Raw genomic sequence first — 14243 nt, forward strand, 5'->3', positions numbered from 1 at the left:
CGAAGAGCATCCCCGTGGCGATAACTATACCTGTCTCCGCGCCGTCTTGTGTCAGGGTGGCAGCCCCGTTTCGTCAGCATGTCGATCCACCCGTCGGGCAAGGGATCAACGGTCTTGTTGCGTCTGGACTGCACCGCAGACCTGACAGGCGGAACAGCGCGGCGAACAGGCCAGTGATTGTCCCGCCTATGCCATACCATTTTTTAGCCTTATTTGAGCCTTTTTCTCAGAAACAAACTGTTTCCCGTGGCGGCGTTTTGGCGTCCTTGTCGCCATGTGGCAGGCCGACGTTTTGCGGCCGTTGCCGGGGTTGTTGTACTGTTATGGCATATTTAAGCCGTTTCTGATGGCAGTGCAATTGGGGCTACGCGCAGTATGTGGCGGTGCGGCAGTCAGGCGTATCTATCTTAACATACCTAAATATAAGGAAAAATCACGTTTTTGCGAGGCCCCTGATGCACAGGATCGGGCCGACCGCGGGGTGGCAGAGCGGGTGCAATAATCCCTTAACGGGCTGAGACTTTGTAACGGCGGGGACGGTCAGTGCGGGCTGCAAGCCTAGGGCATTGGGGCGGCACCGGGCGCGTATGGCGGCGCGTCACCGTGCGCGTATCGGGCAGGCGGGAGATCGCAGTAATGGGCCGACAGTTTGGCGCATTGCGGCCACTTGTTGCCTCAATCTGCCTGCGGCTATTTGGTCGACACTAGTCGTCCAGCGGCATCCGAAAGGTAAACTCGGTCTGTCCGTCTTCGGACGTGACGCTCAGCGTACCGCCATGGGCTTTGGCGATCTCTGACGCAATATAAAGTCCAAGGCCCAGCCCCTCGCGCCGCTTTTCCGAGGTGCCCTGATGGAACGGCAGAAACAGATCGGACAGTTGGGCGGGGGGGAGCATCGCGCCTTCGTTGCGGACGGACAAAAGAAACGCGCCGCCGTCAAGTTTTGCGTTGACCCAGATCGTCCGGCCCGTGGTCCCGTGGGCGATGGCATTGCCAACAAGGTTGGATACCATCTGTGCGATCCGGTCGCGGTCGCAGTCGATGTTTTCGGGAAGGTCGATATCATATTCGATGTCTTGATCGGGCGATATCGCCTTGAATTCAGCGATGATTTGCAAAATCACCGGCGCAAGCGGTTCTGCGGCATCACGGACAACAACAATACCACCGTCATGCTGTTGCCGGGCGCGGCTAAGAAGGTTTTCGATCAAATTGTGCATCCGGCCCAGCGATGCCTTCATCAACGACACCACATGTGCCGTCGATTCGTCGGTGTCCTGTCGCCCGATCATGCGTAGCCCGGCATCCAGGGCGCTGACAGGGTTGCGCAGGTCATGTGCGAGGATGGCGATGAATTCCTGCTGAATTTCGCCCAGCTTGCGCTCTTTCTGCACGGCCAATTCGCTTTCCAGCAGCTTGGCATCGGTTTCCAGACTGTCACCGATCATCGTGGCGAACAGACGAAACATGTCCAGCACCTGCGGATTCTTCAGCTTGTGCGGGTGCGGGTCGATTGCGCAGAGCGTGCCAAAGAACGATCCGTCCTGCCGGCGGATCGGAATCGAGATATAGCTCTGGATGCCGTAGGTCGCGGGGGTGTGATGGCTGCAAAACTCCGGGTCGTTCTTGACGTCGTCGATGACGATTTCCGCATCAGAAAGCCGGACCTCGTGGCACAGTGTGCTTTCAACATCCAACTCGTCGCCCGGTTCAAGCCCAAAGGAAATCTTGTCCACTGCGCGGCAGGTCACCCAGCGCGATTCAGTCACCCGCGCCACCGCGGCAAACCCCATGCCGGTGGCCATCGTCACCGTTTCCAGAAGGGTGGGCACCAGCGTGCTGCGCCCGATTTCGTCAATGTCATCCTGAAAGTCGTGGCGTTCGGTTTGCTGTCTCAAATCGTGCTCATCGCTTTTCTAGAAACTAGGTCTAATGGTCATGGTGCCAATAGGGCGGTCTGATGGGTCGGGAAAACCGGTTTCGCCTTATGCGGGAACGTGGACCAGAACTTTGCCCCGCTGTCAATATTTGCACCGCCCCGGCCTCGGGGACAGCACCTATATCGCCCAGCACCCCGCAGCGCGTGGATCGCCCGGGCAGTTGCGGATTACATGGCAGTATCCCCATCGGGATCGTCCAGCCTTATCAAATGGATATGGGGGAAGTGGCAGCCCGTAGGGTTGTTTCAGTTTCCAGCGATAACAAGGGCATAGGTTGTCCAACCGGAGCCAATACGCCCATTGATAACAAAGCGGAAATTCGCGCTTTGTCCAACCCGAAAAAGCGGTCCAACCTCGGCAATTTCATGAAGCCGGAACACAAGCGCATGTCGCGCGTGATCGGCTACACTTTGACCGTCGGCAATGCAGACGCATGGGCCGGTTTCACGACCGTAGCAAGGGCGCGTCTGACCGTCGAGGAGCGCGCCGCTCTCGCGTGGGCTGTCCTTCGGTCGCTGGATACCCCGGAACAGGCCGAGCTGGTCGCCGAAGCGGTCCTGACCTTTGCCGACTATCCGCTGCCGACCTTCCTCAATCCAATGGACGATGCGCGCTGGTGGGCGTCCTTCGCCTCTTTGAAAGAGCGCAAGGCGTATGCGCTGGCGGCTTACGAGGCACTGCCCATTCAGGAGCAGATGGCGTTCCGCAACCATGTCTCGGAAGTGGAGATCGCCGCATGAAAATGCTTGTGAACCGCACTGCGCTCGGCACTGCGTTGCCTTTCGCCCTCGATGAACTCAAGTCCCATATCCGCGTAGAAGATAACGCTGACGTTTTGGCAATCACGAACATGGGCCACACGGCGGCAGCGGAGATTGAACAGTTTGCCCAGATCGCCCTGCTGACTCAGACGATCCGCGTGACAATCTTCAACCCTGCGCAAGAGTTTGGCCTGATCCTTCCCATTGGGCCGGTCGCCGATGGGGACGTGCCGACCGTCACAATCGACGGCGCGGCTTTTACAGACTTCAACTTTCTGGGCGGTATACGGCCCTTCATTCAATGGCTGGACAGCTACTACAACCTGACCCCCATCAAGATGACTGTCGAGTATCAGGCAGGGTTTGGCGAGGGTGCATCTGACATTCCCCACGACCTTGCCCAAGCCCTCATGGATCAAGCCGCACTTCATTATGACGGGCGGTCCCCCATGGACGCCAAGTCACTCACCACGTCGCCGCACATGGCCCGCATCGGCGCGCGCTATCGCGGGGTGCAGGTATGACCGACTGCGAGTTGGATGAAATCCTGACGTTCCGCTGGCCCATGGTTGTGCGGCGCGTGATGGCAGAGGGCACAGACGATTGGCTCAAGGGCTTCGTCAGGTCCATCTCCCGACACGGCAAGCGGGCAGCGTGGCGTCCCTCTGGAAAGCAAGAACAGATCATGCGGCGGCTGGTGTCCGAGTTGGGCACCACACCCGAGCCGGACATTGATCTGATCGAGAGGTGAGAAAGAAGAAAGCCCGCCGGTGACACGGCGGGCCTATGCGGCAGATGGCGTTCACGGGTTAGCCGGGTCTGCCGCATCACAGTGCTACCGGGTAACGGGCCACAGCACAAGGGCAGCTATTCCGCGTCTCGCGGTCTCTCCAAGCCCCAAGGCCCCACTGCCACCCTCTACGGCGGTGAACATGGGAGAGCGGACCGAGTCGAGGGAAAGGCAGGTCTGACCTAATGCTGGGGCTCGTCTGAATTGGCAGGGCAACATGGCGGCGGTCAGGGCGGGAGGCGGGTTTTCAACCCCGCTGGACTAACCCGCTTTCTGACCGTCAACCGGGGTCTGAACTGATTGGCAGGGGCAGATAGAGCAACGATTGAACGAAGAGATACGCGAGAGGCTGGACGATGACCGAGGCAACAACGAAACAAAGAACATGGTGCAAGGCCGATGGCTCGATCATCCCGCCTGCGCCGCGCCGTTCCGAGCGTGAACAGTCTGACCTCTTCGATTTAGGTACCAATGCCGCGACTTTGACAGACACGCGGGACCGGGGAGGAGAGTTGTCAATTTTCGCGCCCGGCGGGGAACTGGAAAATGCGGCCCCGGCAGAGCGAGCTATGCAATTCATGCATAGCCTGCACATCCCCGAGGGGCCGAACGCCGGAAAACCCGTCACGCTCGCACCCTTTCAGCGTCAATTCATTGAGGGCGCTATGGCCGACGACACCGCCAACGCCATTCTAAGCATCGGGCGCGGCAACGGGAAATCAGCTATCACGGCGGGCCTTGCGCTCGGCGGTCTGATCGGCATCTGGGATCGCCAGCCCCGGCGCGAGATCATCGCAGCGGCGCGGACGCGCGATCAGGGGCGCATCATCTGGGATTTTGTGGCGGGCTTCATCGCCAGCCTGCCCTTGGAAATTCGGCGGCACTTTATTTTCCGGCGCGCACCCCGGCTAGAGATCGAATATGAGGGCGACGGCGGCGGGCATATCCTGCGCGTGATCGCGGCAGACGGCAAATCAGCCCTTGGCGGTGCGCCGACGATGGCAATCCTTGACGAGCGCGGGCATTGGGCGCTGGATCGCGGCGACGAACTGGAACACGCCCTGCTGTCTGGTCTGGGCAAGCGTGAAGGCCGGGCCTTCCTGATCAGCACAAGCGCCAGCGATGACACGCATCCGTTTTCCCGCTGGATCGACGATCCGTCGCCGGGTTCCTACGTTCAAGAGCATCGCCCTGCGCCGGGCCTTCCTGCCGATGACGCCGAAAGCCTGCTGATCGCCAACCCCGGCGCGCCTCATGGCATCGGCGGTTCTCTGGAATGGCTGGAAGCTCAAGCCAAGCGGGCCATTGCGCGAGGCGGATCGAGCCTCACAAGTTTCCGGCTCTACAATCGCAATGAGCGCGTGTCCGGTGAATCGCGTGATCTGCTAATCACCCTGGACGAATGGCTCGGCTGCGAAACCGACGCATTACCCCCCCGAGAGGGCGGCGTTGTGATCGGGATCGACCTTGGCGGCTCGGCTTCGATGACGGCGGCGGCGTTCTACTGGCCCGAGACGGGGCGGCTGGAATGCAAAGGCACCTTTCCATCCATGCCCAGTCTTTTGGATCGCGGGCAATCTGACGGAGTGGCCGGGCGATACGTCGAGATGCACGACCGGGGCGAGCTTTCCGTTCTCGGCGATAAGACCGTTCCCGTCGCGCCGTGGCTGGTCGAGGTGATGCGCCATGTTGAGGATCAGCCCGTCATTGCGATCACGATGGACCGATACAAGCAAGCCGAGCTGGGCGAAGCGATTAGCCGCGCGGGCATCCGCGCCCCTCTGGTCTGGCGCGGTCAGGGCTTCCGGGATGGTGGTGAAGATGCGGAACGGTTCCGGCGCGCCTGTTACGATGGGCTTGTGAAGGCCAAACCGTCCCTGCTGCTGCGCGCGGCGTTCGGCGACACGGTATGCCTGCGCGACCCCGCCAACAACATCAAGATTGCCAAGGCGCGATCCACTGGCCGGATCGACGCTGCGGCCGCATCGGTGCTGGCAATTGCCCAAGGTGCGCGGATCGCAGCTCAACCCAAATCGAAAGCGAGGATGCAATGGTTTTGAATGCCGGGAAACTGGATCGACGGGTGCAATTCCGCCGTGCCGTTCTGGTCGACGATGGTTTCGGCCAAGTCGAGGAATGGCACGATCACGGCGAGCCTGTTTTCGCTGCAAAGCGTGACATCAGTGATGCGGAACGGTTCAGCGCGGGCGAGGTGCAAGCCACGATCACGACGCGGTTCACTGTCCGGTGGAGCGGTTTCACTGCTGACCTTGACCCAACTGATCGGCTGACCTGCGAGGGCCGCGAATTCAACATCACCGGAATTAAGGAAACGCCGGACCGTCGCCGCCGAATGTTGGAACTGACCTGTTCCGCGAGGGCCGATCAATGAGCATTCGCCGCGATCATCACCGCTATTCTAAACGCATCACCCGCACCAAACGCTGGCAGGTGCTGCGCGCCGAAATCCTTGAGCGTGACCGCTATCGCTGCTGTTCCTGCGGCTGCGGCGGGCGCTTGGAAGTGGATCACATCAAGCCCGTCAGGACGCACCCCGAGCTGTCCTATGAGCCGCGCAACCTTCAGGCGCTTTGCCCGAGTTGCCACACCAGAAAAACAAGGATCGAGTGCGGGCATCCCCCGCCCCGAGAGGCCCGCCAAGATTGGCGGCAAGCTGTCGAGTCGCTGTCGCGGCCCGATAAACGAGGCATCATGCAAAAGGAAAATAAGGATGCTTGATAGTGTGAAGATCGCCCGGCGTCAGTCGGAAATCCGGCAGTCGCTGGCAGAGCTGGCGGGCAAGGAAAGCCCGTCCGAGGATGAAATCCGAAAGATGGACGAACAGGACCGGGAATATCGCTCGAATGAGACACGGTATCGCGCAGCCCTGACCGCCGAGGATACTGAACGCCGTGAGGCAGGCGACGAGCTGGAAACCCGCTCGGATCGTGAATGGGCCGAAGTGATGGGCCGTTTCGAGCTGCGCCAAGTCGCCTTTGCGCTGGACGAGGGCAGGGCGCTGGACGGTGCAACTAAAGAGATCATCGACGAGATGCGCAGTCTCGGCGGTTATCAGGGCATCCCGGTTCCGCTGGCAGCTCTGGAAACCCGCGCGGGCGAAACCATTGCAAGCGGTGTTCCTGATCCGAAGGCAATCCGCCCGATCATCGACCGCATTTTCCCCGGCTCTGTTGCCGAGCGGCTGGGCATCGAGCGGATCAGCATCGCACAAGGGTCACTGGCCTTTCCTGTCGCGACTTCGGGCGCAATATTTGGCTGGCAAACGACCGAGCTGGGCGACGTTGGGGCGCAAAAGAAATATGCCACGACCGAGCGCAGCCTGTCCCCTGATCACACCGGCGGTGCGCAGATGGTCATCAGCCGCAAGGCGATGAAGCAAAGCGGCGAAGGGCTTGAGGCAGCCATCCGGCGGGATCTGAATGCAGTGATCGGGGCCGAGCTGGACCGCGTGGTTATCAATGGCAGCGGCGCGACCGGCGAGCCTATGGGCGTCATCCCCGGCGCGGCGACCTACGGCATCCAGTCCACCGCAGTCACGGCTGCGGCGACGTGGGGCGCGTTCCGTGCCGAGATCGTCGCCTTCATGGAAGCCAACGCGATCACGTCCGCCAGCCAAGTCAATCTTGCCTTTGATCCGGCGATCTGGGCCGATCTGGACGAGGCTCTGATCGCTGGCACCGCTGTTTCGGAATGGGACCGTCTGACAAAGCATGTCGGCACCCCGGCGATCAGCAACGTCATCCCCGACGCCGCGGCGATCATGACTGCCAATGTGCAGGGCGTGGCACCGGGTTATCTGGGCATCTACGGCGGCGTTGACCTGATCCGCGACCCCTACACGAAAGCGGGTTCCGGTTCGCTGGTTCTGACGGGGCTGGTGACGGCTGACTTTACCGTGCCGCGCGGTTTGCAAACCCGCATCCTGACCGGGCTGGCGGGCGCATAATGCTCTGGGGTGCTCACACCGGCAGCCTTGAGCTGCGCACCGAGGGCGGAGAAATCCGCCTTCGGGCAACCTTCCCATATGGCCGGGAAACGGTGCTGGCCGAGCGCATGGGCGCGGGGCGTGAGCGTCGAGAGATGATTGCAGCCCGCGCCTTTGCGGATCGGCTGGACCGGGGCGAGGATGTGCATTTCCTTTCCGGCCATGACTTCAACAAACCTCTGGCGTCACGATCAGCCGGCAGTCTGTCTTTGACGGAAACCGACGACGCCTTGACCATTGAGGCGACGATCGGCGCCGACATGGGGCAAGTGTCCTATGTTCGCGACTTTCTGTCGGCACATTCCGCCGGACTGGTTCGGGGCCTGTCACCGGGCTTTCGGGTCCGCCCAGGTGGAGAGACGGTCGAAGAGCGCGGCGATGCGATCCTGCGCACGATCCGCGCGGCTGACCTGATCGAGATCAGCGCCGTCACGAAACCGGCCTATCCGCAAGCCCAGATCGAGGCTCGCAATTGGCAACCCGTGGCGAAAGTCGCGCAACGCGTGGTGGATCGTCACCCCGCAATCCGATGGAGGTGAATATGCTCGGATGGTTCAAGAACAAGCTGCGCCCGATCGAGGCACGGGCGAATGGTTCAAGCTACACCGCGCAAGTGATGACTGCGCGCGATGGCTATATCACCGGACGGCGCGGCGTGGCCGAGCTGACGGCGACCGTGCAGAGCTGCGTTTCGCTCTGGGAAGGCGGTTTCGCGATGGCAGACGTGACCGGCACCAACCTGCTGACACGGCAGAGCATGGCGATGATCGCCCGCGCCGTCGCGCTTAATGGTGAAGCTGTTTTTCTGATTACCGAGCTGGGCCTCGTGCCTGCGACCGATTGGGACGTGACCACACGCGACGGACGCCCGCGCGCCTATCGCCTGACACTGCCTGAGGCAACCGGCGGGCGGTCGCAGACGGCACTTGCGGCAGAGGTGCTGCACCTGCGCATCGGTTCGGATAACCTGACGCCATGGGCAGGCAGCGCGCCCTTGCGACGGTCGAGCCTGACCGGTGGAATGCTTCATGCGGTGGAAACGGCTCTTTCAGAGACTTTCGAGAATGCCCCGCTCGGCAGCCTGATCGTGCCGTTGCCCGACACCGGCGCCGATGACATGGCATCCATGCGAGGCGCGTTCAAAGGGCGGCGCGGTTCAACTCTTGTAATCGAGGGCGTTGCTCAAGCGACGGCGGCAGGGATGAACCCAACGATAGGTCAGAAACCTGATCAGCTTTCGCCGGACCTGTCGAAATCAATGACAGCCGAGACACTGGCGGCAGCCCGCGAGGGCATCGGGATGGCCTACGGCGTTTTGCCGTCATTCTTCAATCGAGCGGCAACCGGCCCGGTGGTCCGCGAAGCGCAACGCCAGCTCGCAATCTGGACCTTGCAGCCCATCGCATCCCTGCTGGCAGACGAGGCGACGGCTAAACTCGGCGCACAGGTGACAATTGACACGATCCGGCCCTTGCAAGCCTTCGACGCAGGCGGACGCGCACGCGCGCTTTCAGCGATCATCAAGACACTGGCCGAGGCGAAAGCCGCTGACATTGCCCCGGCTGATGTTTCCGGGGCAATGCGCATGGTTGATTGGGAGAGATAAGGCGATCACCCTTGGCTGTCTTTCGCCATGTGATCCGGTTTAGTCGGCGAGTACCGCAACAACCCCGACAGCGCGCGGCCCGGCGTCCAAATTACCGGGCGCGGCGCGCGCTCTCTAGGTTTGTACCCAGCGAAATACGGCCAAGATTAAAACGCCAACGAATGTAACACCTGATGTTATCAAAAACCACCCCAAACGGTTTACCCAATTTGGAAATTGTCGTTTTGGAACGAGGTTCCATTGCTTTCCAATTCCGGACCTGCTTCGTATTCCAGATACCCATGGTAGCTCTGGACGCTGGGTTTCGAGGAGCGCAATCGTAAACTGATCTTGCCCAGCCAAGTATGAGAACTTTAAGACCATCCGGCCGTCAGGAAGCACGGTTTCTTCGTATTGGCGAGGTTGCCATATTTCATAATGCTGCGGCTTAAAATTGAAAACTACTTCAACGTCATCGATGACCGCTCTGCCTGAATTCAGTACCCAAATTTGCTGCGTAAGAACTAGAGCATTTGACTCGTCTAAATTGCGCAGACGGTAATTAAAGCCTTGGGAAAAACCATAACGAAGGCGACCGCGAGACCTAAAGACTACCGCAGCTATCGATGTGAGAAAAAAAATAAGAATTGCTTGCCAAAACTGTGAATCTACGATGCTGCTTAGGAAGCTCATTTCACTAACCTCACGCCTGCACCTTTGCCATTCTCAGCAATAAATTCGATTCCATCAGCCTCGAGGGATGCACGAATTGCTGCGATTGCTGCTTCCGATGCGGGCGGCTGAATTGTTCCTTCTGCTCGCTTCAGAGTGGACACTGACACACCTGCATCTCGGGCGGTGGCTGTCTGTGATTTCCCTATCAAGGAGCGAGCGGCGCGTAACTGAGCTGCAATTGTCATATTTCCTCTTGATCTAATTAGACCAAAACGAGTATGGTCTAATTAGATCATACTCGTAAATGGAGACCCTGACAATGACCAAAGAACGCGTTTGCGCGACCAGCCCCGCCATGTCCCGCCGCAGCCTTCTGGCCGCTTTTCCGGTGGCGGGGATCTCCATGACCATGCCGTCCGTCGCGCGCCCTGCAAGCGGGGCGCTCCTTGATGTGATCCAAGAGCTAGAAACATGGCAGGGCTGGGAGGCTTCAAACATTATCGCAGCTAAAGCCTACGCTGCATACCGGATGCGCGAGGCTATGGCGCTGGACCTTCCCAATCCGAAATACGCCCAACTGCACATTGACGGGCAGGTGAGTGGGTTCGAGAGGTACGAGAAATCTGTCTGGTTTGAGCGGGACAGGGCAGAGGGGAAGGTCATTAACGCTCCGCGCCACCGCTATCTAGGTGACTTTCCCGCGTGATTTTGGCCTAGCGAACTTCGCTATTGACTTACCCGGCAGGCAATCGCTATTTGTTATTGCATAACGCGTCAACGGAGTGAGAGAATGACTTTGAAAAAATTGCCTACATCTGCGGCATGCGACGTGGTCGGATTGGACCGCCAGCGTCTGAACGAGGATATCGCGAGCGGCATCTACCAATGCGCGCCCCAAGCACAGGCATCTATCGGGCGGTTTTGGGACAATGCGGATCTGTGCGGCCTTTTTGTCTACGCCTTCCTGTTGCGGGTCTATGGCGCAAGCGGTCATGACGCATTGAAGCCCGGTGATCGGAAGCCCGCGTTGAGCAAGAAGGTTGCCGCCATGTACGCGTGCCAGATTGCAGCGGCGATGCGCTCTGGGCTGGAAGATGGGGAGACCCGTATCGACTTTCCGTTGAGCGGTTTTAACGACGATTGGAGCGCAAACCACGCCGACCAACCCCCATCGTTTTTCGCAGGGCAGGTAGGCTCCGAGATCGCCACGATCTGTTTTAGCCTGAACGGTATTCAAGCAGGATTAAATGCGCGTCTGAAAGTTTGGTCTGGCGAAAGCGCCTGAGGAGAGAAGCATGACAGCCCGCCGCACAATTGTGTCACAGTCCGAAATCAAGCGTACATTGCAAGCCGCATTGTCTGCCGGGCTGCGCATTGGCAGGGTCGAGGTTGATCACGCCACGGGTCGCGTTGCCGTGTTTCCCGAAGGCGCGGCGGCTCAATCCGCTGGCCCTGATCCCGACGAGCTGCTGAAATGACGCGCCGCAAGAATAAATATCCGGGCGTCCGCAAGAACGTGGTCAAAGGCCGCATCTATTGGAAATTTGAGCGTGGTGATTTCCGCATCAACATTTCCGGCCCTTACGGCTCGCCTGAATTTCTGGCGGCATACGAGGCCGCGCTTGCCGGTTCCAAGTCCTCGAATGCATCGACCGCCCTTGCAGGCACCCTCGCATGGCTGATCGAGCAATACTTGCGCAGCCTGCGTTTTCAGAACCTGTCAGACAGCCGCAAGCGGACGATCCGGCTTGAGCTGGATTGGCTGCGTAATGAGGCTGGCAAGTATCAATTCGAGCGGTTGGAAGTTCGGCACGTCGAAGCCCTAATGTCGAAGAAGAGCGGCCCAACCGCCGCGAACACGGTCAAGAAAAACCTGTCGATGCTGTTCAACTTTGCGGCAAAAAAGCTCGGCTACACTGGCCCTAACCCGGCCCGTCATGCCGAACGGATGAAAACGAACCCGGACGGCTTCCACACATGGACGGATGATGAGGTTAGCCGCTTCCTTGATCGGCACGGCCCGACCACGAAGGCGCGGCTGGTGATGTTGTTGGCCCTCAATACCGGCATGGCGCGTCAAGACCTTGCCCGCGTCGGTCGCCAGCACGTCAAGGATGGTCGGATTGCCTATCGCAGGCACAAGACCGCCGTTGCTGCTGACATGCCGATCCTGTCGGAATTGGCCGAAGAATTGCGCCACGTCCCTAAGGACCGTCTGCTATTCGTCACCCAGGACAAGAGCGACAAGCCATATGCCATCGCATCGCTGGGCAATTGGTTCCGCGACAGATGCGCCGAGGCCGGTGTCCCCGGATCGCTGCACGGCCTGCGGAAGGCCGGGGCCACCAGACTTGCAGACGCCGGGGCATCGGAATGGGAGATCGCGTCTTACCTTGCGCACGCCGACACGACACAGGCGGCAGTCTACACCAAAAAGGCAAATCGCGCGCGTCTTGCCGACAGTGGGTTTGCGAAACTGAATTCTGGGAAAGTGTCCAACCTACCCACCGAGTTGGACAGGAAGGAAGGAAAAGCTAATGAATAACAACGCATTAGCGGAACAAGTGGCAGCCCGTAGGGGAGTCGAACCCCTCTTTTCAGGTTGAAAACCTGACGTCCTAACCGATAGACGAACGGGCCACTGTTGTGTGCGGTTCATTAGGCAATTGCCCCAGAGGGCGCAAGTGGAAATTTCGAAAAAAGTGCAGAAAAATGCTTCAGGCCGGTGCGGCGTCTTCCAGACGCAGCTGTACCGACTGCCGTCCGCGCCATGTGTTGATGTCCAGCCGCCCCGCCAGATGAAACCGGGCGCCGCCATGGTTTTCCAATGCGGGGCCAAGCGGCCCGTCAAAGGCGCCAAAGGCGATGGCGTCAAGGGTGGCACCCAGACCATCACCAAAGCTGATCTTGAGGTGGTTTTCGCCGACGCGCTTGGCAAATTTGATCTGCATGTCGGCAAAGACATAGCGCGGGGCCGAGGCGCTGGCGCCAAACGGCCCGGCCTGTTCAACCATCTCGGCCAGTTCCACCGTGGCGGCACCGGGCATCAGCATGCCGGTGACACTCAGGTCGGCGGGGCCTGCCAGATGGGCGCCTTGATTGGCCAGCAGCTCGCCCAAGCGCGCCATCGCCGCGTCGATCTTGTCTTCCGCCACGCTGAGGCCTGCGGCCATCTTGTGCCCGCCGCCTTTGATCAGCAGCCCTTCGGCTGCGAGCCGCTGGATCGGTGCGCCCAGGTCGATACCGCTGACCGAGCGGCCCGAGCCTTTTCCGATGCCGTCCTCAACGCCGATCACCACGGCAGGGCGGTTTGATGCCTCTTTCAGACGCGCGGCGACAATGCCGACCACGCCGGGGTGCCAGCCGGGGCCGACCGCCCAGACCAGCGGTGCGTCAAAGCCACGCGTCTCGGCCTGATCCAGCGCGCTTGCCCGCACGGCAGCCTCAACCTCGCGGCGTTCCGTGTTCAGCTGATCCAGCCGTTCGGCCAGAGCGGCGGCCTCATGCGGGTCATCGGTCGCCAGCAGCCGGGCGCCCAGATCGGCCTGCCCGATACGCCCGCCCGCGTTGATGCGCGGCCCCAGCAGAAAGCCAAGGTGATAGGCGGCAGGCGCGGTGTCCATGCGGGCGACATCGGCCAGCGCCGCCAGTCCGACACGTTCGCGCCGGGCCATCACCCGCAAGCCCTGACGCACAAAAGCGCGGTTGACGCCGATCAGCGGGGCCACGTCGGCCACAGTGGCCAGCCCCACCAGATCCAGCAGCGCCATCAGGTCGGGGCCTTTGTCACCTGCGTCGCGCAACTGGCGACCCGCTTCGACCAGCATCAGAAATACGACTGCCGCGGCGCAGAGGTGTGACAGGTTGCCGTCTTCGTCCTGGCGGTTGGGGTTTACCACCGCAAGCGCGTCGGGCAGGGTTTCCCCGCCCAGGTGGTGATCCAGCACGATCACATCGGCGCCTTTGGCGGCAGCGATCGGGCCATGAGACAGCGTGCCGCAATCGACGCAGACGATCAGGTCGTGATCCGCCGCCAGTGCCGCCATCGCCTCGTCGTTGGGGCCATAACCTTCGTCGATGCGGTCGGGGATATAAAGCGTTGCCCGGTGCTCCATGTCGCGCAGCCAGACCAGCAGCAGCGCGGCGGACGATCCGCCGTCGACGTCGTAGTCGGCAAAGATGGCAATGCGCTGGCGGGATTTAAAGGCGGCGAGGAAACGCTTCGCCGCTTTCTCCATGTCGCGCAGGCTGCGCGGGTCAGGCATCAGATCGCGCAGAGCAGGGGCGAGGAAACCCGCCGCCTCGTCTGGGGTCACGCCGCGACGGGCCAGCACCTGACAAACCGGGGCGGGCAGGCCTGCGCGTTGCACCAGCAGTTCCGCTGCGCGCTCCACCTCGATGCCGGGGCCGACCCAGCGCCGACCCGTCAAAGATGTCTCAACGCCGAGAAAGCTCATGTCCCACCCCGTTTTATGATGATGTCACC

17 protein-coding genes and 1 tRNA gene are annotated in these 14243 nt (G+C 60.7%); 13 read left to right on the plus strand and 5 right to left on the minus strand.

What is annotated here, in order from left to right; genetic code table 11:
• Positions 1-704: 704 nt before the first annotated feature.
• Complete coding sequence (locus AC1965_RS05740) at positions 705-1898, minus strand: GAF domain-containing sensor histidine kinase (protein ID WP_483886327.1); 1194 nt, start codon at positions 1896-1898, stop codon at positions 705-707.
• A 368-nt stretch (positions 1899-2266) separates the two neighbouring features.
• On the opposite strand from AC1965_RS05740, the gene AC1965_RS05745 reads away from it, so the two are divergent.
• From AC1965_RS05745 to AC1965_RS05785, 9 genes are all read left to right on the plus strand, one after another.
• Positions 2267-2680: a hypothetical protein gene (locus AC1965_RS05745; protein WP_483886328.1), complete on the plus strand. Its 414-nt coding sequence runs from the start codon at positions 2267-2269 to the stop codon at positions 2678-2680.
• On the plus strand, positions 2677-3225 hold the full coding sequence (locus tag AC1965_RS05750) for a head-tail connector protein (protein WP_483886329.1): 549 nt from the start codon (positions 2677-2679) through the stop codon (positions 3223-3225). Before AC1965_RS05745 ends, AC1965_RS05750 begins: the two co-directional genes overlap by 4 nt.
• On the plus strand, positions 3222-3452 hold the full coding sequence (locus tag AC1965_RS05755) for a hypothetical protein (RefSeq protein WP_483886330.1): 231 nt from the start codon (positions 3222-3224) through the stop codon (positions 3450-3452). The genes AC1965_RS05750 and AC1965_RS05755 overlap by 4 nt, the downstream gene beginning before the upstream one ends.
• A gap of 395 nt (positions 3453-3847) precedes the next feature.
• Positions 3848-5551 carry a terminase TerL endonuclease subunit gene (locus tag AC1965_RS05760; RefSeq protein ID WP_483886331.1) on the plus strand — a complete coding sequence of 568 codons (1704 nt, stop codon included), beginning with the start codon at positions 3848-3850 and terminating at the stop codon, positions 5549-5551.
• The gene (locus tag AC1965_RS05765) at positions 5548-5883 is read left to right on the plus strand and encodes a phage head closure protein (protein WP_483886993.1); all 336 of its coding nucleotides are present in this window, start codon (positions 5548-5550) and stop codon (positions 5881-5883) included. The genes AC1965_RS05760 and AC1965_RS05765 overlap by 4 nt, the downstream gene beginning before the upstream one ends.
• A complete protein-coding gene (locus tag AC1965_RS05770) occupies positions 5880-6230 on the plus strand; it encodes an HNH endonuclease (protein ID WP_483886332.1) in 351 nt (116 codons plus the stop codon). Before AC1965_RS05765 ends, AC1965_RS05770 begins: the two co-directional genes overlap by 4 nt.
• Positions 6223-7458, plus strand: coding sequence for a phage major capsid protein (locus tag AC1965_RS05775; protein WP_483886333.1), 1236 nt, complete (start codon positions 6223-6225; stop codon positions 7456-7458). Before AC1965_RS05770 ends, AC1965_RS05775 begins: the two co-directional genes overlap by 8 nt.
• On the plus strand, positions 7458-8036 hold the full coding sequence (locus AC1965_RS05780; RefSeq protein ID WP_483886334.1) for an HK97 family phage prohead protease: 579 nt from the start codon (positions 7458-7460) through the stop codon (positions 8034-8036). The genes AC1965_RS05775 and AC1965_RS05780 overlap by 1 nt, the downstream gene beginning before the upstream one ends.
• Positions 8037-8038: 2 nt before the next feature.
• Positions 8039-9103, plus strand: coding sequence for a phage portal protein (locus tag AC1965_RS05785; protein ID WP_483886335.1), 1065 nt, complete (start codon positions 8039-8041; stop codon positions 9101-9103).
• Positions 9104-9217: 114 nt separating this feature from the next.
• On the opposite strand, the gene AC1965_RS05790 is transcribed toward AC1965_RS05785, so the two are convergent.
• Both AC1965_RS05790 and AC1965_RS05795 read right to left on the minus strand, forming a co-directional pair.
• Complete coding sequence (locus tag AC1965_RS05790; protein WP_483886336.1) at positions 9218-9775, minus strand: hypothetical protein; 558 nt, start codon at positions 9773-9775, stop codon at positions 9218-9220.
• Complete coding sequence (locus tag AC1965_RS05795) at positions 9772-10002, minus strand: helix-turn-helix domain-containing protein (protein ID WP_483886337.1); 231 nt, start codon at positions 10000-10002, stop codon at positions 9772-9774. The genes AC1965_RS05790 and AC1965_RS05795 overlap by 4 nt, the downstream gene beginning before the upstream one ends.
• Positions 10003-10076: 74 nt before the next feature.
• Between AC1965_RS05795 and AC1965_RS05800 the strand changes: the two genes are divergently transcribed.
• From AC1965_RS05800 to AC1965_RS05815, 4 genes are all read left to right on the plus strand, one after another.
• Positions 10077-10463 carry a hypothetical protein gene (locus AC1965_RS05800; protein ID WP_483886338.1) on the plus strand — a complete coding sequence of 129 codons (387 nt, stop codon included), beginning with the start codon at positions 10077-10079 and terminating at the stop codon, positions 10461-10463.
• An 84-nt stretch (positions 10464-10547) separates the two neighbouring features.
• Positions 10548-11042, plus strand: coding sequence for a hypothetical protein (locus AC1965_RS05805; RefSeq protein ID WP_483886339.1), 495 nt, complete (start codon positions 10548-10550; stop codon positions 11040-11042).
• 10 nt (positions 11043-11052) lie between these two features.
• A complete protein-coding gene (locus AC1965_RS05810) occupies positions 11053-11235 on the plus strand; it encodes a hypothetical protein (RefSeq protein ID WP_483886340.1) in 183 nt (60 codons plus the stop codon).
• A complete protein-coding gene (locus AC1965_RS05815; protein ID WP_483886341.1) occupies positions 11232-12302 on the plus strand; it encodes a tyrosine-type recombinase/integrase in 1071 nt (356 codons plus the stop codon). Before AC1965_RS05810 ends, AC1965_RS05815 begins: the two co-directional genes overlap by 4 nt.
• 20 nt (positions 12303-12322) lie before the next feature.
• Here AC1965_RS05815 and AC1965_RS05820 read toward each other — a convergent pair.
• Positions 12323-12397, minus strand: a tRNA-Glu gene (locus AC1965_RS05820).
• A 77-nt stretch (positions 12398-12474) separates the two neighbouring features.
• Positions 12475-14214 (minus strand): single-stranded-DNA-specific exonuclease RecJ, encoded by a 1740-nt coding sequence (gene recJ, locus AC1965_RS05825; protein WP_483886342.1) that lies wholly within the window; start codon positions 14212-14214, stop codon positions 12475-12477.
• Positions 14215-14243: the final 29 nt, after the last annotated feature.

The sequence above is a fragment of the Sulfitobacter sp. KMM 9851 genome, from assembly GCF_057178245.1.